Origin of the sequence: Gilliamella apis (genome assembly GCF_030758615.1) — a bacterium.
Lineage (GTDB): Bacteria > Pseudomonadota > Gammaproteobacteria > Enterobacterales > Orbaceae > Gilliamella > Gilliamella apis_A.
In genome coordinates this window covers 1,581,357-1,605,789 of sequence record NZ_CP132381.1, presented here as the reverse complement: position 1 = coordinate 1,605,789, position 24,433 = coordinate 1,581,357, and the positions used below count along the sequence as shown (strand labels likewise).

Sequence of the window (24,433 nt, the reverse complement as noted above, 5' to 3'; positions counted from 1 at the left end):
TGGACCAAAAATGATAATTATCAAATATTGTGGCATTGGTTAAAGCAGTTCATTAATCTAATTTTGTGGTGAAAAATGAAAATAAATAAGATATTTCTAATGATGTTGGCGGCTTCAATACCTTTCCCTGTATTTGCTGATAATGATGATATAGAAACAATTACGGTTACGGCGAGCAGACAAAAGAAAGCTAAATTGGCTATCCCTGAAACGGTTGATGTTGTGACTAAGAAAAATATAGATGATCATCAAATGTCAACGATGGAAGATTTAGTTAGATATATGCCTGGTATATCGGTAAATCGACAAACTTCTGGTACCGATCCTTTTGGGAATCTCGGTGGAATTAGAATACGTGGTATGTCGGGTAACCGTGTTCAGTTACAAGTAGATGGCTCAAGGGTTATTGAAAGTATACAAGACGGAAACAGAAATTTTATTGATTTATCAAATATCAAAACCGTGGAAGTTATTCGTGGACCAGGATCAGTTTTATGGGGAGCCGATGCAGTTGGTGGTGTTGTGGCATTTAAAACATTAGATCCTAGTGATTTACTTAAAGGCAGATCATATGCAGTTAGAGTTAATGGTGGTTATGATAGTTTGAATAAACAAAATACCAAAACCGGTATGTTAGCTGTTGAACTAATGTCTAATTTAGAAGGTTTATTAAGTTTTAGTCGTCGAGATTATCAAGAGGCGAGATTAAGCAAAGCTAAAGCGAATGGTGGTATTTGGGGATGTCCGCGTGGAGAAGATGCCATTCGATGTAATAAATTAAACCCTTTAGATGCGAAAGCAGAAAATATGCTCACTAAACTGGTTTATCATAATGATAATCGGGAAACAAAATTAACATATGAAAATTTTCGATCTAACTCGTTTGTAAAACAGCTATATGATTACGGTTTGCAATCTAATGGATCTTTCAATGGTGATTATCGAAGAACGCAAATACAAACTCGTAAAAGGTTTGCCATCGATGATAGTTGGATGCCATCATTAGGGTTTGTGGATCAAATTAAAACCATGCTCTCTTATTCTCCTCAAGAACGTTATTTAAAATCACATCGTCAGCAAAAAGATAAAAAACAAAATCCGATTTATACCTATACAACTAATGATTATAAAGAAAAATTCTGGCAATTGGATTTACAATTGAACTCAAACTTTGACTTTTTAAACAGTAATCATGATTTAGTTTATGGTTTTCAGGGCGATATTACCCGCAGTTACTATCGTAATGCAAGTACAAAAAATGGTATAAAAAGCATTGGTGGAGGGTTTAATTTTGCTAATTCTAAAACACAAAGAGCTGATATCTATTTGCAAGATGAATTTCATTTGATTAGTGAACGATTTAAAATTAAGCCAGGTGTCCGCTATGCAACTTACAAAATCAAACCCAATCCAGATAGCCATTATGCGGTAATCGAAGGAAAAGAACCTCGTGAGGTTACATCACATCGTTTTATTCCTCAATTAGGTGCTTTGTTTAACATTAACGATCAATACTCAGTTTATGCTCGTTATGCTGAAGGTTTTAAAATGCCAACAGCTCAACAGTTATATACTTCTTTGCCATCATTTAGCATGAATCTAATCCCTAATCCTAAATTGAAGCCAGAAAAAGTAAAATCATATGAAACAGGGTTAAGAGGCGATTTTTCTAAAGGCTGGTTTAGTGTAGGCTTTTTTAAAGCTGATTATAGTGATTATATAAAGAATTTTATTCGTGTTGGACCAAAAGATTATACCTATAAAAATTTATCCAAAGTTAATCTTTGGGGTATTGAATCATCGGCTGAATGGCAATTTTATCCAAATTGGACATTAAATGCGTCGACTTCGTATCAATATGGTAAAAAACAAGAATCACCTGGACAGAAAAAATCTTATTTTAATGATGCCATGCCATTACAAGGTAATCTAGGTCTAAAATGGCATCTTCCTGATTTCAATTTAGATACTGAAGTATTAGCTACATTTTCTAAAGCGGTTTCACATGTATCCAAAGATAGCTCGTCTTCAGATGAAGTATTTAAGCCAAGTGGTTATGCCATTTATGATGCTTATTTAAATTGGCATCCAAGCAAGAATATTACTATTAGGGGTTCAGTATTAAATATCTTCGATCGTCGTTATTTTAAATGGCCTATGTTTAGTAGTTACTATAAAAATCCGCAAACTAATGTAAAAGTGACGAATCCTATCGAGTTACAAACAGCGCCAGGAAGAACATTTGCCATAAGTGCGGTTATAAATTTCTAATAATTAAGGATGATTACTACTATCAAAATTTTAATAACGATATTGATGGTAGTAAATAGAAAAAATATTTAGTTTCGAGAATATAAGTTTTGCAAACATTAAAAAATATCATATTGCTTATGAAGCTCTGTTTCAAATCCAAGCAAGGAAAGTTAGGTTTTGGTTATGCTTTTATTATTATAAGTTTAAATATTATTCTAATCAGAATCAGTCTAGAAATGATTAATTGGAATAAAAACTTTTATAACGCATTAGAAAAGTACGATATGCAAGCGGTAATAAAGCAATTATTAGTTTTTATCATGTTAACTTTTTTTGGTGCAATTACCTATTTGATCATCGAGTATTTAAGAAAAACATTGGTTATAACTTGGCGTAAAGTTTTAAATGACACGATAATAAATCATTGGCTCAATCATAAAGCCTATTGGTTTATAAATAATAATCAAGCAAACATAGACAATCCAGATCAGCGTATTTCTGAAGATTGCCTTTTATTTATCGAAAGATTAACTAACGAAGGATTTTCATTTATTACACAATTTATAGGCCTTTTTTCATATTTTATGCTTTTATGGCAAATAACCGATAATTTTGTTTTAGAATTTAGTCTATTCAATATTGATATAAGCATTTCACATTATCTAATTTGGTTAGCCCCTATTTATGTCATTTTAACTTCATATGTTGCCCATAAGTTGGGAAGCCCATTAAAAAATTTAATCATTCAGCAACAACATTTAGAAGCAAATTACCGTTTTGTTTTAACTCGATTTAGAGAAGCGAAAGAATCTATTGCATTATTAGAGGGAGAACAGGTTGAACAACAACAATTTGATCAACATTTTGATAGCATTGTAAAAAATTGGTATAAACTGATTAAACGACAATTTATTTTAGGTTGTTTTACACGTCCTTATTATTTAACAGTGTTAAGTATTCCGACTTTTTTTTCTCTACCAATCTATTTAATCGGTAAAGTTAGTTTGGGATCATTGATGCAAATTAGTAAATCATTTAGTAATGTAGTGACTAATTTATCTTGGTTTATTTTCAATTATAATAAACTGGCCGAACTGATTGCCTGTAGTTATCGTTTAAGCCAATTTATTCAACAGTCTGAAAAAGTCTCTTACCAGTTTAAACAACTTAATCAAGTTGAAAATGGAGATGAATGTTTATTATTGGAAAATTTAATCATAAACAAACCTGATGGAAAGATTTTACTAAAATTACCCGATCTCCATATTAACAAAGGGGAGTCAGTTGTTTTATCTGGTGCATCGGGTATAGGTAAATCAACACTTTTTAAAATAATATCTGGTCTTTATCCATATTATGATGGAGTGGTCAAGGTTCCTAAATTTAAGAAACTTTTTTTATCACAAAATGCTTACTTTCCTATGGGAGGATTGGCTCATGCAGTAAGTTATCCAGAACCATTGTTTGAGAAGGATCTTACTGTTATTAAACAACTACTATTAGATGTAGGTTTTTCTTCTGAAAATATTGATAAAAATTTACTTAATGATAATTTAAATACACTTTCTGGTGGCGAAAAACAACGTTTAGTTATTGCGAGAATTTTAATGCATAAACCGGATTGGATTTTTATGGATGAAACCACCAATGCTTTAGATAAAGTAGCCGAAAAGCAATTGCTAAAATTGTTACAGACTAACTTACCAACAAGTAGTTTTATTATAATTTCTCATAGTGATATATCGAACTACTTTAATAAGTGTTATCAATTAAATTTATCGTGATTTTAAAAACAGATTATTTAACAAAATATTAAAACAAATCAAGGAGTAATTATGGCTGAGTCCAAAAATGATGTTGTGCAAAAAACAATAGATGATTTACATGTAACAATGCAAACTATCATACTTTCAACAATCACCGAAACAGGAGAGGTTGATACTAGCTATTCACCTTATTTCTTTGACGGTAATGACTATTACATCTTAATTTCAGACTTAGCACCACATAGTAAAAATATCAAAGCTAATTCAAACATATCTTTTTTAATTATTGATGATGAATCTAATACTAAGAATATTTATGCTCGTAGAAGATTGTCTTTCCATGCTTCGGCAACTATTGTTGAAAGAGGATCTGAACAATTTGATTCTGTTGTCGATCTGCTAGCTAAAAAAGTGAGCAAAATGGTTTATATGTTAGCTGAAATGAATGATTTTAATTTATTTAAATTAACCCCAAAAGAGGGTAGATTAGTAGTTGGTTTTGGTAAAACCTATATTATCGATCCACAAAATAAAACGGTAATACCAGTAGATGAAGATTATGTCGCTAAGCAAAAACAACAATCTACTAATTAATATCATTATCTAAGCATTATCTATATTATTGCCATTACTTATTAACTCAGTAATGGCTTTTTTCATCACTCCACTTTTTGCTTAAATGTTTTAAATAATAGTTTTTTTATTTTCGATTGAGGATTCATATTCTAAAAATAGCTTCACTCAATCAAGAAAACTGCCTATCTAAAGCAGTAAACTATGTTAAAATTAAACCAACATAAACTGAATTTAGGATAGTTAATATTATGGTTCCTGATGTTTCGAAAGCTCTCAGTTGGTTAGAAAAACATTATACTATTTTACAAGGCATTCAGAGAGGCCTTGAACGTGAGACATTACGAATTTTACCTGATGGTTCGCTGTCAAAAACGCCGTTTCCTGAAAAAATTGGTGCTGCATTAACTCATCCATGGATAACGACTGACTTTGCAGAATCTTTATTAGAGTTTATTACTCCAGTTAATACCAATATCGATTATATGTTAACTTTTTTACGAGATTTACACCGCTATGCCAGTGTAAATATTGGTGATGAGTTAATGTGGCCACTGAGCATGCCTTGTTTCGTTGCCAAAGAAGATGACATTATCTTAGCTCAATATGGAAAATCTAATGAAGGGCGACTTAAAACTGTCTATCGTGAAGGTTTAAAAAATCGTTATGGTGCCATGATGCAAACTATTTCAGGAGTTCACTATAACTTTTCATTACCTATGGCATTTTGGCAAGCGAGAGATGGTGTTAAAAACAGTGAAGAGGGTAAGGCTGTTATTTCGGAAGGGTATTTTACTCTAATTCGCAATTACTACCGTTTTGGTTGGGTTATCCCTTATCTATTTGGTGCATCGCCATCAATGTGCTCGTCATTTATTCAAGATCCAGAAAAAGCAAAAGCTTTCATCGAACAAACGAATGGTAACTGCTATTTACCTTATGCTACATCATTACGATTGAGTGATATTGGTTATACTAATAATGCCCAGAAACAATTAGGGATCACCTTTAATCATCTAGATACTTATGTTGAAGGTTTAAAGCGTGCTACCAAGACAAAATCAGCCGATTTTGGCAAATTAGGCATTAAGGTTGATGGCCATTATCGACAATTGAATGATAATGTATTACAAATTGAGAATGAATTTTATGCACCAATTCGACCGAAACGTGTTCCAAGATCTGGGGAATCACCATCTGATGCTTTACTACGTGGTGGCATAGAATATATAGAAGTTCGAGCACTTGATGTTAATCCATTTTCACCAATTGGTATTACCGAGGAACAAATTCGATTTATCGACCTATTTTTAATTTGGTGTGCTTTAGCGCCTGCTCCTGAAATGAGTAGTGCAGAGCTAGAATGTGCAAAATTAAATTGGAATAGAGTGATTATTGAAGGCCGTAAACCAGGATTAGAAATTGGATTAGGCTGTGATAGCTATCGACAACCGTTAGCTAAAGTAGGGCATGAACTTTTCAAAGATTTACTTCGAGTTGCCGATGTACTTGATCATCAAGACGACAAACAACAATATCGAAAAGTTTGTGAACGGCTTGATCTTATGTTTGATCAACCGGAATTGACATTATCGGCGAGAACTTTAGCCGCTATTAGTGATTTGGGAACAGCCAAATTTGGTTTAGCTTTAGCTACTCAATATAAAAAACAACTTAGCTCAGAACCCTTATCAGTTCTAACTGAAGATGATTTTAATCAGCAACGAATGTTATCGATTGAAAAACAACAGAAAATAGAACAAAATGACACTATGTCCTTTGATGAATTTTTAAAAGAAAAATTGAACAGCTAAAATGTTTAAACATCGCGATTATACATTACGATATCAAGGAAAATGTGATGTTGAATTAATATTACCAAACCATAAAATTATGCATAATGAACCGTTAATTGGCCAACAACCTTTTTCAGTTTTAGTTTGGAATATTTTTAAACAGAAGAGGGCGGATTGTATTAATATCCTCGAGCAATATGCTCATCAAACCAAGTTGATATTATTACAGGAAGCTCAAACCACCTCACAATTATTAAATTTTATTGCTGAAAATAATAAAATTGCTGATCATGTACCAGCCTATAGTTTAAACGATATTTATGCTGGAGTTATGACAATAACTGACACAACACCAACACAAATTTTATCCTTTAGAGAAAGAGAACCATTCATTCGAGTACCAAAATCAGCATTAATTACTCTTTATCCAATAAAAAATTCAACGCAACAACTTTTAGTTGCTAATATTCATGCTATTAATTTTAGTCTAGGGGTGAAAGTTTACCGCCAACAAATTTATATGTTATTAAATTATATCGAACAACATCATGGGCCAGTAATTTTGGCGGGCGACTTTAATGCCTGGAGTCGGCAACGATTAAGCCTACTTTATCATTTAATTCGTTCAATAAATCTTAAACCAGTTAATTTCTCTAATGATATAAGAAAAACATTTTTAGGTAGGCCACTTGATTTTGTATTTTATCGAGGATTGAAGCTTAATGCGGCTAATATAGTCAATACAGCCGCATCAGATCATAATCCATTATTTGTGAAATTTAAATTGGATTAGAATTGACCAAATTGATCGTTAAGATATCACCTTCTTTAACACGCATATTTTTTAATTTATTCCATTGCAAAAGATCGGTGATTTTAACTCGGTAATTTTGAGCGATAGTATAAAGGTTATCACCCGCTTTAACTTGATAAGTAATCTGTTTTTTGCCACCATTCAACATTGATTTGGTATCTTTCGTATTGGTACCTGTATATTGAATAGTAGTAGATTTTATTTCAAACGGCATATTGTTATGTGGAACATCTTCTAAAAGTTCAGTCACTTGATTAACAACTAAATTTTCAGATTTTAACTTTTTAAATAATTTATCTGCATGAGAATAAGGTACCAATAGATGGAAAGGGCCATTTACTGTTTGTTGTACATAACCTGCATTGTATGTCATTAAATCGTTAAGTGATAATTCTGAATATTGCGCTATTTTAGCTAGTGATACGTTTTTAGACATATCGATTCTAACTAATGAATTTTCATAATTACAATCAGGTAATTTAATACCATATCGTTTATTATTTTTAACAATATCAATGATAGCTAATATTTTCGGCACATAATGCATTGTTTCTGCCGGTAAATCTAACGACCAATAATCAGTTGATAAACCTTTAGCTTTATTTTTATCAATAGCTCTTTGAATTCTACCTTCACCAGCATTATATGCAGCTAATGTTAACAGCCAATCGCCATTAAATCGATTATTAAGGTTTTGTAACAAAGAAATTGCTGAACCAGTTGATGCAATTAGATCTCGACGGCCATCAAAACTGCTACTACGTTTTAAACCATATTCTTTAGCAGTGATAGGTACAAATTGCCATAAACCAGCAGCTTGAGCAGGAGATGTGGCTAAAGGATCGTAAGCACTTTCTATTAATGGGATTAAAGCTAGTTCGACCGGTAATTTATTTTTTCGTAACTGATTAATGATGTAATACACATAAGGCTCAGATCGTAACGCAATATTTTCAAATCCTTTTGGATTACGTAATAAACGTTCGCGTTCGGCAACAACTCGGCTATTATTAGGTACATTAACGTTAATTTGCGTTAACATATAACGCCAAGGATTTTGCGTAACTGAAGCGTAATTAACACCACCACTTTTAACGCTAGAATTAACTATTGATTTAGTATTATATTTTTTTGAGCCAGCGTTGTATCGTGAACCATGATTCTGACACCCGACTAAAAAAGCACATAACACTGTAAATATTAATAATTTTTTCATTAGATTATAAGTTAGGACATTAATTTAAGCTGATTATTATACCTAAAAAATGTCCTTTTGGCTCCTAAAAAAAGCAAACAACTCTAACTCATTGTTACAATTAAATTTATTTTGTAAGTTTTTTTCCTCACAACGTAAAAATAAGTTGATCTGTTTTTCTTTGGTTAAAATAGAAGGCAAAGTAATTTTCTTTCTGCAGGTAAAATCATAATACTCACGGATAACTTGATCCGCAGGAACCAGCATTTGAGTAAAATCTAAATTAGTTAAGGTATATTCATGTCCTGCACAAATAAGGGTATCATCAGGTAACTGCTTTAATTTATTCAGTGAACTTAGCATTTGCTTATGATCACCTTCAAAAATTCTTCCACAACCAGCGGAAAACAATGTATCTCCACAAAATAAATATGGGTGACAATAATAAGCTAAATGTCCTAATGTATGTCCCGGTACTGGAATAACCTCATATCGAAAATCAGCAATCAATAATTCATTGATGTTTTCGAGATGGTTAATCTGCAAATTAATTTCACTTGGCCCAAAAGCTTCAATATCGGGATAAGCTGCTTTTAGCTCAGTTACCCCACCAGTGTGATCGATATGGTGATGAGTGAGTAAAATTGCAAGGGGTGCTAAGTGATATTTTTTTAGATAACTTAGCACTGGAGCAGCTTCACCAGGATCTATAATAACTACCTGTTTATTAGCATTTTCAAGTAACCAAATATAATTATCTTTTAGAGCAGGGATAATATGTAGCTGATACATTGTTATTATACCTTTATTTTATCGGATTAATCAGTTAATGATGCTTCAAAAATAGTATCATGTAAGGTAGGTGATTCAGCTTGCGTTTTAGCGATAACATCACAGCGTTCGTTCTCAATATGGCCTGCATGGCCTTTTACCCAAATCCATTCGATAGTATGTAGCTTAGCTAATTCATCTAAACGTTGCCATAAATCAACGTTTTTCACTGGTTGTTTTTTAGCGGTTCTCCAGCCGTTTTTTTTCCAACCATGAATCCAATTCGAAATACCATTGCGTAAATATTGGCTGTCAGAATAAAGCTTAATTTGACAGGGTTCTTTCAGTAATGCTAACGCAACAATGGCAGCAAGTAACTCCATACGATTATTAGTGGTGTTGAAATAACCTTGAGCTAGTACTTTTTCATTTTGTTTGTATTTTAAAATCGCTGCATATCCACCAGGTCCTGGATTACCCAAACAAGATCCATCAGTGAATATTTCAATACTTTTTTGCATATGTGGCCTAATTTATAAACTTTTATCGTGATTATTTTTCGAGAAATTTTGGTTTAATATAAATATTAATAAACCATTATTAATGTTGTATCAATCATTGACTAAAACAGTGTAGGTATCAACATCAGAGCGTTTTGGTGTTAGACTATACCACTAATTTGTTAAATTCCCAATTATAGATAAAGAAGAGTATATTGTGATAACACATTCAACCCGCCAAATTGTATTAGATACAGAAACTACAGGTATGAATCAAGACGGTAATAATCATTATGAAGGTCATAAGATTATTGAGATTGGTGCAGTTGAGGTATTAAATCGACGATTAACAGGAAATCATTTCCATGTTTACATCAATCCAGAACGTTTAATTGATGAAGAAGCCTTTAAAGTTCATGGTATCAGTGATGAATTTGTTAAAGACAAACCGATTTTTAAAAATATTGCACATGATTTTATTAAGTTTATAGATGGTGCTGAATTAGTTATTCATAACGCCTCGTTTGACGTTGGCTTTATGGACTATGAGTTTCGTCTTTGTGGGTTAGACTATAAAACAGCTGATCACTGTATTATTACCGATACATTAGCTATGGCTCGCCGTCTTTTCCCTGGTAAACGTAATAATTTGGATGCATTGTGCGAGCGTTATCAAATTGATAATTCACATCGTACCTTACATGGAGCCTTACTGGATGCTGAAATACTTGCTGAAGTTTATTTAGCAATGACCGGAGGACAAACCACTTTGGCATTTAGTTCGGACGATAATTTATCTGCATCAATGACGAATAATGCCGTGAAAAAAATTGAACGTAGTGGAATACCGCTAACAGTAATTAAAGCTAACGAAGTAGAATTATCTGCGCATGATTCAATTTTAGAAAAAATTGATAAAAAAAGTGGTGGAGCGCTTTGGAAAGTGCATTAATGATTGTTTTCTATTCAATTGAACATAATTTTTAAAATTTATATTGACGAAAATAATAATAATCTTTAATATCACGCCTACTTTAATCTTCTGCATTAAAGAGTCTAAAAAGCGGAGCGGTAGTTCAGTTGGTTAGAATACCTGCCTGTCACGCAGGGGGTCGCGGGTTCGAGCCCCGTCCGTTCCGCCAATTCTTAAAAGTTTTACTCGCTTTGAGTATAATTCAAAAAACTTATATAAAACCATCTAATCTATATAAAACTTATAATGTTTCTGAATTAATTTTAACTATATTTCAATACTATTTTTGTATCCTTTTTTTGTTCCAATTTTAAATATAGGTGATATCACAACAAGAAACTAGCTTAGCCGTAATCTTTTGATTTAAATTTTCTATAGCTACTTATATCTAGTCTTTCTCTAAAGAATATGGTTAGAGCTTAATAGTTCTGTCATTTGATATTTAGTTGTAACTTTCTCTATATATTTATGTTATCTTCAATAATTATTTACACAAATTAAAATTATTTGAATTGATTTAAATATGTTAAAGAAATCGCTATTTATTTTTTTAGGAGGGCTTTCCTTTGTATTAGGAACAGTGGGGATTTTTATTCCTATTTTACCTACTGTACCTTTTTATTTGCTTACTGCATATCTATGGTTAAACAGTTCTGATCGCCTATATAACTATTTTACCCAAACTCGTTATTATCAGACCTATGTGCAGAAAATGCTTATCGAGAAAAAAGTATCAAAAAAAGGATTGATAAAAATGTTAACCATGGTTTTCATCATTTTATTAATTCCATTTATTTTATTTGATTCTTTGCATGTCAGAATTATTTTAGCAATAGTCTTCTTTGCACATGTTATTTTTGGTGGGTATTATTTTCTCAAGAAGAGATAATATAGTTGTTGGTAGAAATAAAATTACAGGGCAAATAAGTTACCCTGTAACAATTACTTAGTAATATAGTGAGATAACTGATAACTATTTAAGACTTTTTTTAATCTCAATAGCTAATAATGGGTTCCACATTGCTCCTGTAGCACTCATTACCGCATCAGCGCCATTTTGAATAAATTGATGATAATGTTCACTATTGCTAACACCACCAACGCCAATAATGGAAAAATTTAAATCCAGTTGTTGACGATATTTTGCCAAACGACTCACCATATCAAGTCCAGCCCAACGAATTGCATCACCACATATGCCACCTTCTTTACGGTTTTCACCTAGTGCCGGATGTCCACTTGCATCTACCGGTTTTGCCGAAAGGGTATTAATAGTACTTAATCCGTCAATGATTTTTCCGACACGAGTTAATAGAGATATAATGCGTTCATCATCAGGAAAATAGGCTAATTTTAATATAAGAGGGCGATCTGGTACCGCATTCTTAATTTCATTCACAATTCGTTCTACTTTATCGACATCAAAACAAAGTAGTTTACTTGCTCCTTCGTTTGGACAACTCAAATTAGCTTCTAATATAGGCGCATTAGTTTCTCTCACTAATTTAGCCGCTAAAGCATAATCTTTTTCTATCTCACCATTACCTTGGGTACCTTGGAAACTACCTATTACACATTGTCCAGCGCCAGCCGCATTTACCGCATCAGCCATATCAGGTTGCCAAATATCCGGTGCAAACGATGGCACACCAAAAGAATTAGTAATGGATAAAGGTTGATCATAGTTTCTATCAGCCAACACAGTATCTAGGTTAGGTGATAACTTGCCGTTAGGATGAACAGACAAAACATTCGGTAATGGATGACATTTGTGAAACTTGGTTCTAACCGTTTTATAAACACATAAGTCAAATCCATAAGCAAAAGCAGCTTTGATATAATTAGCATTTAGTAACGGACCTGCAGGCTGACCAAATGGAAGATTAACATCGACATTTAAAAATTTTGTTGGTTTAGTTGCGACCTGTTCAGCCTTATCTAATTCAGCAAAAAGTCCAAAAGGGCCTTGAGCATAATTATCTTCGTAACTTATGCTTGGATTATAAAAAGGGATCAAAGGTTTCATGCTATCTCCTGTCTATGGCTATTTTTGATGTGATTTTGGTTTAAAATTTGATATAAATTCGAAAAGTTAAAGTTGCAGACATAAAAAATCCTCCATAAAGGAGGATCAATATTCAAAAGAAAAAGACAATTCAATTTTATTTTTGCTATTGGTCTGTGTGTTTGAATCACAATCATAATCAAATTCTCTTTTCTAAAATTGCTAAGCATTCTAGCCGAATATAAATAAAGTTCAAGTGCTATATTGATAAAAATATATAAGTAAATGAAATAGTTACAGTGTTTTTTTTTAGACTATCAGCTTTGAAGTTGTTGTATAAGTCAACAAATACCGCAAAAAATGAACAATCATTTTTTGTGATTTGACAATTTTCACCATTAACTCTCTAAAAACATTTGATATTTTCCTGTCGAAAAAATGATATTTTTTGACTAATGAAACTTATGTAAGTGGAGAAGAGTAATTTGAAATGGTATTATGCTCGCCAAAATTTTAATTTGAATATTAATGATTAGGTATTAAAAATGAAAAAAGATATTTTCAAGTCAGTAACTTTACCCAATGGAGTGGCATTAAAAAATCGCATTATGATGGCGCCTATGACCACTTGTTCAGGGTTTTATGAAGGATCAGTTACCAATGATTTAATCGAATATTATCGAGCAAGAGCCGGAGAAATAGGCACAATTATTGTTGAATGTGGCTTTGTTGACAATAAAGGATTAGCTTTTCCTGGTGCAATCGGTCTAGATAGCGATGATAAAATTGAAGGTCTTGCTAAAATAGCTCAAGCTATTAAAGAAAAAGGTTCAAAAGCAGTTATTCAAGTTTATCATGGCGGTAGAATGGTTGAACCAAAACTTATTGGCGGTCAAACGCCTGTTGGTCCAAGTGCTATTGCCGCCCCAAGACCGGGAGCTGCTACACCGATAGAATTAACTGCCGATGAAGTTGATCAAATGATTGATAAGTTTGGTCAAGCAGTACGTCGAGCCATTCAAGCTGGTTTTGATGGCGTGGAAATTCATGGTGCTAATACTTATTTGATTCAACAATTTTATTCACCAAATTCAAATCAACGAAATGATAAATGGGGTGGCAGTCGCGATAATCGAGCTCGATTTCCACTAGCGGTTTTAGATATCACCTATAATATGGTCAAACAGTATGCAAATTCAGACTTTATTGTTGGTTACCGATTCTCTCCAGAAGAAATAGAAGAGCCAGGAATTCGTTTTGATGATTCAATGTATTTACTTGAAAAGCTTGCGGAGAAAGGCTTAGATTATATTCACTTTTCAATGGGGGCTATTTTAAGACCTTCGATAGTTGATACTCAAGATCCAACACCATTAATTAATAAATATATAGCAATGCGTTCAGAAACTTTAGCTAAAATTCCAGTTGTTGGGGTGGGTAACGTTGTTAATGAAAGCGATGTTAGAGCTGCATTAGATAATGGATTTGACTTTGTTGCTGTTGGCCGAGCGTGTATTGCTTATCCAGATTGGACTGATCGCATCATGAAAGGTGAAAAATTAGAACTATTCATCAATAGTGATAAACGAGAAGAACTTAATATTCCCGAACCTTTGTGGCATTTTTCACTTGTCGAAAGTTTAATTCGTGATGTGAATTTAAATGTTAAAAAGTTTAAACCTGGTAATTATCAAGAAAAAGTTAATGATGAATCTTATGAATTTGTGATTAATGTTGAGCTTGGTAAAGATTTTATCAAAGATATGCAATTAGTTAATGCCAATAATTTTGATAATGAGGTATTAAATAATTTTTCAGAAATTAAGCATCGCATTATTGAGTCAAATAGTCCTCATGTAGATGCGATTTCTGGTGCTACATCACAAAGTGAAGCCTTCAAAAAAGCAGTTACTAAGGCGATGGCTCAATCAAACAAAGAAGCGATTATTGCTGAAGGTGGTGATCCAAATGCCAAAGCCTATGATGTTGTTGTTGTCGGTAGTGGTGGTGCCGGTCTTGCTGCAGCGATTCAAGCCCATGACCTTGGTGCTAATGTTGTTGTGATTGAAAAAATGTCAGTTATTGGCGGTAATACCAATAAAGCTTCAGCAGGTATGAATGCTGCGGAAACCAAATTCCAAAAACTTAAAGGTATTGTCGATAGTAAAGATCTGTTTTATCAAGAAACCATGATTGGTGGTAAAAACAAAAATAATCCAGAACTATTACGCTATTTTGTTGAGAATGCGCCTGATGCTATTGATTGGTTAGATAATAATGGCATTGAACTCAGCGGTATTACAACTACTGGTGGTATGAGTATTGATCGTACTCATCGTCCTGCAAGTGGTGCTGCAGTCGGCGGTTTTTTAATTAGTGGTTTAGTTAAAAATATTAACCGACGTGGCATTGAAGTAATGCTTGATTGTAATGTTACTGAAATTATTACTGAAAATCATAAAGTTGTTGGTGTTAAAGTGACTGAAGAAGATGGTTCAATACAAACCATAAAAGCTAAAGCAGTTATAATTGCTACCGGTGGTTTTAGTGCCAATCATGAAATGGTTGAAAAATATCGTCCAGATCTTAAAGGATTTGTCACCACCAATCACAAAGGAGCAACTGGCTCTGGTATTATGATTTTAGAAAAATTAGGTGCCGGAACAGTGGATATGAAAGAAATTCAAATTCATCCGACTGTTGAGCAGACTACATCTTACTTAATTTCTGAATCAATTCGTGGTGGTGGTGCGATTTTAGTATCACAAAAAGGTGAACGTTTTGTTAATGAATTAAATACACGTGATAAAGTTTCTGCCGAAATCATTAAGTTGCCTGAACATTATTCGTATATTTTATTTGATCAACAAATTCGCGATGAAAATAAATCTGTTGAGGAATATGTATCGCAAGATCTAACTGTACAAGCTGATTCAATTAATGAGTTAGCACAAAAACTGTCAATTGATGCGAATACCTTACATAAAACCATTGAACGATATAATCATTTTGTTAATAACAAACAAGATGAAGATTTTGGCCGAACTACTGGTTTACGTCATCCAATTGATAAAGCACCTTTTTATGCGATCAAAATTGCTCCAGGTATTCATCATACTATGGGTGGGGTAACGATTAATACTGAAACCCAAGTTCTTGATACCGAGAAAAATGTTATCAGTGGGGTATTTGCGGCTGGTGAAGTTGTTGGTGGTGTACATGGCGCCAATCGTATCGGTGGTAACGCCGTAGCTGATATTATCATTTTTGGTATGCAAGCAGGTAAACAAGCTACAGATTATATTCATCAATAACTGAATAGCAATTTTTGAATGCATCATTCACGCTATGAATATACTCAAGCTATGATGGGAACAACGGTATCATTAATGCTTTTTGAGCCTAATGAAACCGTTGTGCAACATGTTTTTAATACCATTAATCAGCTTGAAAATAAATTAACGGTTAATAGACCCGTATCGGAAGTTATGTCAATCAACAATGCGGCAGGAAAGCATCCGATAAGAGTTAGTCATGCCGTTTATTCGCTTATTGAGCAAGCTTGGAAAGTCAGTTTAATGCCAGATAGTTGCTTTAATGTTGCTATTGGCCCCTTAGTTAAACTTTGGAAAATTGGTTTTTCTGGACATCAGGTCCCCGATCCCGAGCAAATTGTTGAAAAAAAATCTTTGATTGATCCTAATGATATTGAATTAGATCCTAATTCTTGTTCGGTATTTTTAAAAAAAGTAGGCATGGAGATTGATTTAGGCGCAATAGCCAAAGGTTATATTGCCGATGTGATTAAACTAGTTTTGCAACAGCACAAAGTTTATCAGGCAATAATAAACTTAGGTGGTAATGTGCTAACTATAGGCGACTCACCCATTGATGCTGAAGGTTATTGGCATATAGGGTTAAAAAAACCCTTTTCCTCAGTCGAAAATGAGTTAGTCGGTCTTATTAAAGTAAAAAATAAATCTGTTGTTACATCGGGAATTTACGAACGTTACTTTATTGAAAATCAACATGTTTATCATCACATTCTGGATTCTAAAACGGGTTATCCCTTAGATAATGAGTTAGAAAGTATTACCGTTATTTCGGATACATCCCTTGAAGGTGATATTTATTCAACAATCTTATATGGATTTGGTATTGAAAAGACTAAACAATTATTGAAAAATCAGCAAAATTTATCTGCTATATTTTTATTGAAGGATAAAACAATAAAGATAGTCAATCCTGATAATTTTGCTTTTGAACTGCTCAATAGAGAATATCAAGTAATCTAAATATTGCGAATAAAATAAAGATTTTACAAATTATATCATTTCATTATCAATTTGATTAAATTGATATTTAATTTAAAAGGAAATATTATGAATACAGTAAAAAAACCGCCAGTTAAATGGCTTCCTCTTATTATTATTGCAGGGATATCGGCAATATTATGGCTTTTTATATCTCCACCAGAAGGTATTAGTTTAGAAGGTTGGCGAACAAGTATTATATTTGTGGCAACTATCGCCTGTATCGTGGCAGAAATCATGCCTATAGGCGCAATTGGATTATTAGCTATTACGGTATTTGCTGTTCTAAGACCATCAGGGGCGACAACCGCTGCTGAATCAGTCAAAATATCATTAAGTGAATTAAACAGTAGTTTAATTTGGTTGATTGTTATTGCGTTTATGATAGCTCGAGGGTTTATTAAAACTGGTTTAAGTAAACGTATGGCTTATTTTTTAGTAAAAATTTTAGGCAAAAATACCTTAGGTTTAGCCTATGGATTATCAGTAACGGATGTTGCATTAGCACCAGCGATTCCAAGTACTACGGCTCGAGCTGGTGGTGTAATTTATCCAATTGCTGAAGCATTAGCAATCAACTTTAATTCAAATCCTAAAGATGAATCAAGAAATCGTATTGGTACTTTTTTAATGCTAACCATAAGTCACGTTAACGACATTACTTCGGCAATGTTTTTAACTGCTTTTACTGGTAATTTATTAGCGGCAAAATTAGTGACTTCATCACTTGGCATTACTTTGGGTTGGGGACAATGGTTTATTGCTGCAATTGTTCCTTGTTTAGTGTCATTTGTTGTTATTCCTTTAGTTATTTATTTCTTAACTAATCCAGAATTGAAAAAAACACCTGAAGCACCAAAATTAGCTGCTGAAGAACTTAAGAAAATGGGTTCAATTACCTTAAAAGAAATCATTATGGGTTCTACAGTCGTTTTATTATTAGCACTTTGGATTTTTGGTAAAAATATTGGTATCGATTCAACTACAACTGCATTTATTGGTTTAACTATTTTAATTTTAACTGGTGTATTAAGTTGGGATGATATTAAAGGTGAAAAAGCTGCTTGGGATACATTAATCTGGTTTGCGGCTTTATTAATGATGGCAGGTCAAGTCAACAAACTTGGTGTCACTAAATGGTTAGGCGATACCATTGGCTCTGCAGTGAAAGGGCATTTAGGGGATAGTAGTTGGATTTTTGTTATCATTATTTTATGCGTTGCTTATGTTTATTTACACTATTTCTTTGCCAGTGGTAATGCACATATTGCAGCTCTGTTCCCAGTGTTCTTATCCGTTGCTATTGCCTTAGGTGTACCACAATTAATTGCTATTTTTGCTTTAGTCATTTGTACCAATTACTTTGGTTCACTTACCCAATTTGCTAATGCTCGAAATCCATTATTATTTGCTGAAGGCTTCGTACCTGTAAAAACTTGGTGGAAAGTAGGCTTTATTTGTAGTGTAGTTAATCTAATTATTGTTTTCACCATTGGTATTTTATGGTGGAAAATTATTGGATTAGGTTAAAACCTCTATAATCTACTTTTATCGACAAATAAAAACCGCCATTTTTAGGCGGTTTTTTTATTGTAATCAATTGGTAAATCTCAAAAAGTTTCAATTGATAATTTCCAATTATTAACCGCTTTCCAATATTTTTGCTCTTGTTCCAAATCTAATAGAATCAACCTATTATTTTCAACAAACAGCTTATCTATTGCTAGTGTCACTTTGGTGAACTTTTCTTGCGACAAAATTAACTTGAAAGCATCAAGATTTAGATCGTTACTGCGTTGATTATTTATGAGTATTGATAATCTGAGAATTTGTAACATTGCTATAATATGTTTAAATTCAAACAAACTAAAATAAGGAAACTCTTCTATATTAATCGATTTTCGATGGTAACGAACCAACGTTGATAACAATAATTGTTGTTCTTCATTAAATCCAGGTAAATTACTATTCTTTAGAATATAACTAGAATGTTTATGGATAGAAGAAAAGTTAATTTTTAAACCTACCTCATGCAATTGCGCAGCCCAATATAAAATGGATTCAACACTTTGAGGTATGATCATGGATGATTGTGCTTTCCATTGAGAAAAAAAGTATTTTGCCGTTTTTACAATTTGTTTAGCATGGCGCTCATCAATATTATAGTGTTGCGATAGCGATTCAGCTGTTGTTTGTCTGATATCTCGATAGTTCGGCCCATCAATAAGTTCGTAAAGAACACCTTCACGTAAAGCACTCGGACTAAATTGTAATTCTTTTAAACCTAATGCATTAAAGACGCCACTGAATATGGCTAGCCCACTGACAAAAACATTTTTTCTTTCCTCGGATAGAGATGGGAAATCAATTTCATGAAAATCATTAAATTCTAATACATAACTGATTAAATCATCCAAACGTTTAGGGGTGATAATTCCGTCACTAACGCCAATATCGAGTAAAATTTTATAAATGCTTTTAATGGTACCGGAGGTACCGAAAGCAGCACTAATATTATGTTTTTTTATTAAGTTAATTAAATTTTCAATTTGTTGTTCTGCAGCTAGTTTTGCTTGTTGAAATGAATGGTAATCGATTTTCTTTTGCGGAAAGAATTGTTTAGTATAAGTGACACACCCCATTGGTCTGCTAGCTACTAGTATTGGTTTTAAATCATTACCTTTACCAATAGCAATTTCAGTAGAGCCACCACCAATATCAACCACGAATTTGCTATCATTTTCATTGGTTGACTCTGCAGTCATTGTACCTAGATAAATAAGTCTGGCTTCCTCTTGACCAGAAATGATTTCAATAGGGTAAGGTAATATTTTAGCTGCTTCGTTTAAAAATTTAAGTCTATTTTTCGCAATTCGTAAAGTATAAGTAGCGACAATTCTTACATTTTCTGTTGGAAATCCATTTAATCGTTCAGCAAATAAAGCTAAACATTCAATACCGCGATTAATACTTGATTCACTTAATTCGTTATATTCATTTAACCCAGTAGCAAGATGAATATTCTTTTTATGTTTATATATGATTTGTCTAGCCCCATCGATATTGCGAGCGATGATCATATGAAAACTATTAGAGCCTAAATCGACGACAGCATATTCATTAAATTTATTCACGTTAAAATCCTTATACCGATGATTCCATGTGTTTTAAATAGTCATAAATGGCATGTTGTGCTCTTATTTTTTTCTTATTGCCTCGTTGTACATAATTATTCATATTATCTTTATCGATGATTCTTGCTTTGACATTATCATTGCATTGCAAGTTAAAGATATCATGTATAGTAGATTTTAATACTGGATCAAAAATTTTAACGCCAACTTCAATTCGATTATCTAAGTTACGAGGCATCCAGTCTGCTGATGAAATATAAGTGTCTTTTTTACCATCGTTTTCAAAAATATATACGCGAGCGTGCTCTAAATATTGATCGACAATACTAGTTACATAGATGTTTTCGCTTAAATTAGGAATTTGAGGAACTAACACACAAGTCCCCCTAACAATCATTCTAATATTTACACCTGCACAGGAAGCTCGATAAAGTTGGTCAATCATCTCTTTATCGGTGATCGCATTCAATTTTAAATAAATACCAGAAGGTTTTCCTGCTTTGGCATTATTAATTTCACGTTCAATAAACTCATAAAAACGTTGGCGAGTATTTTGTGGAGATACCAGTAAGTGATTAAACGAAACAGGTTTAAATGGATTTTCAATGAAATTAAATACTTTAATAACTTCATCGGTAATGGCTGGATCAGAAGTTAATAGAGAAAAATCAGTATAGACTCGTGCTGTTTTTTCATTAAAGTTACCTGAGCCAATATGTGCATAGCGAACAATTCTATCTTCTTCTCGTCGATCAATTAAAAATAATTTAGCATGGATCTTGAGTTTTGGTTGTGAATAGATAACTTTAATACCACTACGAATTAATCTTTTAGCCCATTTTATATTTGCTTCTTCATCAAAGCGAGCCTGAAGTTCAACCACTACTGTAACTTTTTTACCATTATTGGCGGCATTAATTGCTGCGTGTATAAATCGTGAATCTTTCGCAACCCGATAAATATTCATGCGAATATGGGTCACAGCTGGATCGAAAGAGGCTTGACGCATGATCTCAAGTACATGACCAAATGAATAATAAGGATAGTAGAGCAATACATCACGATCCTTAATTGTCGCAAAAGCATTCCTAAATTTTTTAAATCGATTATAAGCAAGACTAGGTAAACGTTTATTAAGTAAATTTTTAACGCCTAAATCAGGAAAATTAGCTAAATCTTTAAAATTAGGATAACGTCCGCCAGGCATTGCATCTTGTTCTGTTAATCTTAATTTATTAATCAATAATTCAAATAATGCTTTAGGCATATCTTTTTGATAGGTAAAGCGTACTGGTTGTGCGGTTAAACGTTGTTTCAAACCTTGTGACATTAATTCTAGTAAACTATCCAGTTCACTATTTAATTCATATTCCGCATCACGATTAATGTTGATTGAATAAGCATTTAATTCAACAGCATCAAAAAAGACTTTGAAAATATCGTCTAAACAGTAACGTAAAATATTATCTAAAAAGATAATTGATTTGTTTTTGGTTGAGAATTCCGATGGTAATAATACAAAACGAGGAGCATTGTCGGTAGGTAGCTCCAATAAGGCATAACTAATATTGTCTTTACAAATAATTTCCACCGCCAAATAAGCATGATCATCTTTGAGAAATTGGATCAATTCGGTATGACTATCAAGAAGAATAGGGGTGATATATTGTCTTAAATTTTGTTTATAGTAATTTTTTATCCAATTTTCTTGATAACTGGTAAGTTGCCTTTCATTTATTAGAAAAATCTGGTTTCTGGCCATTTCTAATAAGAGTTCGTTATAGAGCTGATCAAATTGTAACTCAAGTTGAATAACCTTTTGGTTAACTTGTCTTAATAAATGTTTCGCATTGGAGGTAGATTGAGATTGTTCTTGCTCAATAAGAACATATTTTTTTAAGTTTGCAAATTGAACTTTATAAAATTCATCTAGATTACTGGAGTAAATACCTAAAAAACGGATTCGTTCTATAAGAGGATTACTTTCGTCAGCTGCCTCTTGTAGTACACGTTGATTAAAGGATAACCAACTGAGTTCTTTGGGTAAATATACTTTTTCTATAATCATGTCTTATTTGGTCCATTCCACAAATTGAATATCTAACAGCATAACGGAAGTTAAAAAAAAGCTAGCATATCGCTAGCTTTTTATCATTCATTTAAACAAATTTAAAATGATTAGATGCGGTGTACCGAAGTTGTATTAGTAGTACCACTTGGAACCAATGCACCTGATACCATAACAATAGTATCGCCTTGTTTTGCGTTACAAACTTTAACCGCCATTTCTTTACCTAAACGGTAGAAATCATCAGTTGAATTAATCGCATCAATTAAAATTGGTTCAACACCTTTAGATAATGCTAATTGATTAACTGTTTTTTGACTTGAAGATAGCGCTAAAATACGAGCTGTCGGGAAGTAATGACGAAGTTCACGAGCAGATTTACCACTACGAGTAGCAACAACAATTAATGGCACATTTAAACGTTCAGCAATTTCAACTGCACCACAACATACTGCAGCAGTAATACGTAATGTTTCTTCTTTGGTTGTTAATTCAAGTTTAGCTGGAATAGTACCATCAGTACGTTTACAGATAGTAGCCATCACATTTACTGCTTCAAATGGATATTTACCTTTAGCACTTTCACCTGATAACATAACTGCGTCAGTTCCATCAATGATTGCATTAGCAACGTCACCAGCTTCAGCACGAGTAGGACGAGGGTTTTTAATCATTGAGTCTAACATTTGTGTTGCAGTAATAACTGGTTTTGACGCTTTATTACATTTTTTGATCATCATTTTTTGAGCAAAAATAACTTCTTCAACAGCGATTTCCACACCTAAGTCACCACGAGCAACCATGATACCGTCAGAAGCTTCTAAAATTTCATCAAAATTATCTAAACCTTCTTGGTTTTCAATTTTAGAAATAATTTTGATTTCTTCACCACCGTGAGCTTTAAGATGAGCACGGATATCTTCAACGTCAGAACGTTTACGAATAAAAGATGCAGCAATAAAGTCAACGCCTTGCTCACAACCAAAAATTAAATCATTTTTATCTTTTTCAGCAAGTGCCGGTAATTTAATAGAAACACCCGGTAAGTTAATACCTTTATTTTCACCTAAATCACCATTATTTAATACTTTACAAACAACTTCATTACCGTTAATTTCGACAACGTCCATAGCGATTAAACCATCATCAACTAATACACGATTGCCTGGTTAAAGATCTTGAGCAAAACCTTTATAAGTAACCGCAACACGTTCTGAATTACCAACTACGGTTTCATCGGTAGTAAAAGTGAAAGTTTGACCAGCAACAAGTGATACATCATTACCGCCTTCTAACTTAATAGTACGGATTTCTGGACCTTTAGTATCCAACATAATTGCCGCTTTTAAGCCTGTTTCTTGCATTACTTCACGTAAATTTTTGATTCGATTACCGTGTTCTTCATAATCACCATGAGAGAAGTTTAAACGCATTACATTCATGCCTGCATTTAATAATTTGGTTAACATCTCTTTTGATTCTGATTTTGGTCCTATAGTACAAACGATTTTTGTCTTTTTCATAATATTATCACTACTTGTTAAGGTTAATGTTTAAATTTCATATAAACTGGGTATATGTCTAAATGCAAAATATTCTTATTGGATTGAAAGGGATATAAGAAGGATTGAGTAACTGAAAAATAGTTACTTAATTTTATTTCAGTATCTGAAAAATTGACTATTTTCATTAAAATATAGACCCTCAAAAAACTGGCTTCATTATAGACTTAACTCTATTTTAAATAAAGTTTTTTTATCATCAAATCTGTTTTAAGTTTATACAATTAGTAAAGATAACAGATTGGATAATAACAATAGATTTTATAAAAATTTTGAGGAAAGGGGTTTTTTAGTTACATATAATCTTTTAATTGAAAGATAAGTGTGTCTTGGTTATTTTTTAGCACTAATTTAGTGTCAATTAATTGAATATTTGCCCCATCAATAATCAGTTTTTTAATCACATTATCGAGTAAATCTAATTGTTTGTTCTGACATTTAATGTTAGTCATATTGATTATCTGGCCTTTGATCATATTATTTTCAAGTTTGATTTGAGCTGAAAATTCACTACACATTTTTCCAATCATCATCATATTTTCGCCAAATTCTAAATCAGCATTTTTGAAAACAGGCAAGCTCAAACCATTATTTTCCATCAGGACATAATGATGATGCATAAGATCCTGCTCTGTGATGCTATTAGACGAAGTGCACCCACTTAAGTTAAATATTACCGAAACTGATAATAGTAATAGTGATTTCTTCAT

At 32.7% G+C, this 24,433-nt stretch carries 17 protein-coding genes, 1 tRNA gene and 1 pseudogene; 11 read left to right on the top strand and 8 right to left on the bottom strand.

Annotation, left to right across the window (positions count from 1 at the left end; genetic code table 11):
* The first annotated feature begins 75 nt into the window (after positions 1–75).
* The 5 genes from RAM17_RS07360 (at position 76) to RAM17_RS07340 (ending at position 7,181) form a co-directional block, all read left to right on the top strand.
* Positions 76–2,271 carry a TonB-dependent hemoglobin/transferrin/lactoferrin family receptor gene (locus RAM17_RS07360; protein WP_110447838.1) on the top strand — a complete coding sequence of 732 codons (2,196 nt, stop codon included), beginning with the start codon at positions 76–78 and terminating at the stop codon, positions 2,269–2,271.
* 119 nt (positions 2,272–2,390) lie between these two features.
* A complete protein-coding gene (locus RAM17_RS07355; RefSeq protein WP_110447839.1) occupies positions 2,391–4,037 on the top strand; it encodes an ABC transporter ATP-binding protein/permease in 1,647 nt (548 codons plus the stop codon).
* 51 nt (positions 4,038–4,088) lie between these two features.
* Positions 4,089–4,613, top strand: coding sequence for a HugZ family pyridoxamine 5'-phosphate oxidase (locus tag RAM17_RS07350; RefSeq protein WP_110447840.1), 525 nt, complete (start codon positions 4,089–4,091; stop codon positions 4,611–4,613).
* Between the two features lie 230 nt (positions 4,614–4,843).
* Positions 4,844–6,406, top strand: coding sequence for a glutamate--cysteine ligase (gshA, locus tag RAM17_RS07345; RefSeq protein WP_110447841.1), 1,563 nt, complete (start codon positions 4,844–4,846; stop codon positions 6,404–6,406).
* Position 6,407: 1 nt separating this feature from the next.
* Positions 6,408–7,181: an endonuclease/exonuclease/phosphatase family protein gene (locus tag RAM17_RS07340; protein WP_110447842.1), complete on the top strand. Its 774-nt coding sequence runs from the start codon at positions 6,408–6,410 to the stop codon at positions 7,179–7,181.
* Here RAM17_RS07340 and RAM17_RS07335 read toward each other — a convergent pair.
* From RAM17_RS07335 to rnhA, 3 genes are read right to left on the bottom strand one after another with little or no spacing between them, the layout of a single operon-like run.
* A complete protein-coding gene (locus RAM17_RS07335; protein ID WP_110447843.1) occupies positions 7,168–8,418 on the bottom strand; it encodes a transglycosylase SLT domain-containing protein in 1,251 nt (416 codons plus the stop codon). The genes RAM17_RS07340 and RAM17_RS07335 overlap by 14 nt on opposite strands.
* Positions 8,419–8,460: 42 nt before the next feature.
* Entirely contained in the window at positions 8,461–9,189 is a 729-nt protein-coding gene (gene gloB / locus RAM17_RS07330; RefSeq protein ID WP_110447844.1) for a hydroxyacylglutathione hydrolase, read from the bottom strand.
* A 26-nt stretch (positions 9,190–9,215) separates the two neighbouring features.
* Positions 9,216–9,689 carry a ribonuclease HI gene (gene rnhA / locus RAM17_RS07325; protein WP_110447845.1) on the bottom strand — a complete coding sequence of 158 codons (474 nt, stop codon included), beginning with the start codon at positions 9,687–9,689 and terminating at the stop codon, positions 9,216–9,218.
* Positions 9,690–9,885: 196 nt separating this feature from the next.
* Between rnhA and dnaQ the strand changes: the two genes are divergently transcribed.
* The 3 genes from dnaQ (at position 9,886) to RAM17_RS07310 (ending at position 11,530) form a co-directional block, all read left to right on the top strand.
* Positions 9,886–10,620, top strand: coding sequence for a DNA polymerase III subunit epsilon (gene dnaQ, locus RAM17_RS07320; RefSeq protein WP_110447846.1), 735 nt, complete (start codon positions 9,886–9,888; stop codon positions 10,618–10,620).
* Positions 10,621–10,733: 113 nt separating this feature from the next.
* Positions 10,734–10,810: transfer RNA gene (locus RAM17_RS07315), tRNA-Asp, on the top strand.
* Between the two features lie 354 nt (positions 10,811–11,164).
* The gene (locus tag RAM17_RS07310) at positions 11,165–11,530 is read left to right on the top strand and encodes a YbaN family protein (RefSeq protein WP_110447847.1); all 366 of its coding nucleotides are present in this window, start codon (positions 11,165–11,167) and stop codon (positions 11,528–11,530) included.
* 84 nt (positions 11,531–11,614) lie between these two features.
* Here RAM17_RS07310 and RAM17_RS07305 read toward each other — a convergent pair whose 3' ends face one another.
* Entirely contained in the window at positions 11,615–12,667 is a 1,053-nt protein-coding gene (locus RAM17_RS07305) for a dihydroorotate oxidase (protein ID WP_110447848.1), read from the bottom strand.
* A 524-nt stretch (positions 12,668–13,191) separates the two neighbouring features.
* On the opposite strand from RAM17_RS07305, the gene RAM17_RS07300 reads away from it, so the two are divergent.
* The 3 genes from RAM17_RS07300 to RAM17_RS07290 all read left to right on the top strand — a co-directional run bounded on the left by RAM17_RS07300 (position 13,192) and on the right by RAM17_RS07290 (position 18,489).
* A complete protein-coding gene (locus RAM17_RS07300) occupies positions 13,192–15,960 on the top strand; it encodes a flavocytochrome c (RefSeq protein WP_110447849.1) in 2,769 nt (922 codons plus the stop codon).
* A gap of 18 nt (positions 15,961–15,978) precedes the next feature.
* Entirely contained in the window at positions 15,979–16,941 is a 963-nt protein-coding gene (locus tag RAM17_RS07295; protein ID WP_110447850.1) for an FAD:protein FMN transferase, read from the top strand.
* 87 nt (positions 16,942–17,028) lie between these two features.
* Positions 17,029–18,489 (top strand): DASS family sodium-coupled anion symporter, encoded by a 1,461-nt coding sequence (locus RAM17_RS07290; protein WP_110447851.1) that lies wholly within the window; start codon positions 17,029–17,031, stop codon positions 18,487–18,489.
* 80 nt (positions 18,490–18,569) lie between these two features.
* On the opposite strand, the gene RAM17_RS07285 is transcribed toward RAM17_RS07290, so the two are convergent.
* The 4 genes and pseudogenes from RAM17_RS07285 to RAM17_RS07270 form a co-directional block, all read right to left on the bottom strand.
* A complete protein-coding gene (locus tag RAM17_RS07285; protein ID WP_306239723.1) occupies positions 18,570–20,093 on the bottom strand; it encodes a Ppx/GppA phosphatase family protein in 1,524 nt (507 codons plus the stop codon).
* A gap of 10 nt (positions 20,094–20,103) precedes the next feature.
* Complete coding sequence (gene ppk1 / locus RAM17_RS07280) at positions 20,104–22,161, bottom strand: polyphosphate kinase 1 (protein WP_110447852.1); 2,058 nt, start codon at positions 22,159–22,161, stop codon at positions 20,104–20,106.
* 110 nt (positions 22,162–22,271) lie between these two features.
* Positions 22,272–23,684 (bottom strand): annotated as a pseudogene (pykF, locus tag RAM17_RS07275) (pyruvate kinase PykF).
* Between the two features lie 332 nt (positions 23,685–24,016).
* On the bottom strand, positions 24,017–24,433 hold the full coding sequence (locus RAM17_RS07270; RefSeq protein WP_110447853.1) for an META domain-containing protein: 417 nt from the start codon (positions 24,431–24,433) through the stop codon (positions 24,017–24,019).

Excerpts from the sequence above, each read along its gene's own strand:
- RAM17_RS07305 (WP_110447848.1), bottom strand. The coding sequence starts at position 12,667 with ATGAAACCTTTGATCCCTTTTTATAATCCAAGCATAAGTTACGAAGAT.
- RAM17_RS07355 (WP_110447839.1), top strand. The coding sequence starts at position 2,391 with ATGAAGCTCTGTTTCAAATCCAAGCAAGGAAAGTTAGGTTTTGGTTAT.
- RAM17_RS07340 (WP_110447842.1), top strand. The coding sequence starts at position 6,408 with ATGTTTAAACATCGCGATTATACATTACGATATCAAGGAAAATGTGAT.
- RAM17_RS07360 (WP_110447838.1), top strand. The coding sequence starts at position 76 with ATGAAAATAAATAAGATATTTCTAATGATGTTGGCGGCTTCAATACCT.
- RAM17_RS07290 (WP_110447851.1), top strand. The coding sequence starts at position 17,029 with ATGAATACAGTAAAAAAACCGCCAGTTAAATGGCTTCCTCTTATTATT.
- ppk1 (WP_110447852.1), bottom strand. The coding sequence starts at position 22,161 with ATGATTATAGAAAAAGTATATTTACCCAAAGAACTCAGTTGGTTATCC.
- rnhA (WP_110447845.1), bottom strand. The coding sequence starts at position 9,689 with ATGCAAAAAAGTATTGAAATATTCACTGATGGATCTTGTTTGGGTAAT.
- gshA (WP_110447841.1), top strand. The coding sequence starts at position 4,844 with ATGGTTCCTGATGTTTCGAAAGCTCTCAGTTGGTTAGAAAAACATTAT.
- RAM17_RS07350 (WP_110447840.1), top strand. The coding sequence starts at position 4,089 with ATGGCTGAGTCCAAAAATGATGTTGTGCAAAAAACAATAGATGATTTA.
- gloB (WP_110447844.1), bottom strand. The coding sequence starts at position 9,189 with ATGTATCAGCTACATATTATCCCTGCTCTAAAAGATAATTATATTTGG.
- RAM17_RS07310 (WP_110447847.1), top strand. The coding sequence starts at position 11,165 with ATGTTAAAGAAATCGCTATTTATTTTTTTAGGAGGGCTTTCCTTTGTA.
- RAM17_RS07270 (WP_110447853.1), bottom strand. The coding sequence starts at position 24,433 with ATGAAGAAATCACTATTACTATTATCAGTTTCGGTAATATTTAACTTA.
- RAM17_RS07300 (WP_110447849.1), top strand. The coding sequence starts at position 13,192 with ATGAAAAAAGATATTTTCAAGTCAGTAACTTTACCCAATGGAGTGGCA.
- RAM17_RS07295 (WP_110447850.1), top strand. The coding sequence starts at position 15,979 with ATGCATCATTCACGCTATGAATATACTCAAGCTATGATGGGAACAACG.
- RAM17_RS07335 (WP_110447843.1), bottom strand. The coding sequence starts at position 8,418 with ATGAAAAAATTATTAATATTTACAGTGTTATGTGCTTTTTTAGTCGGG.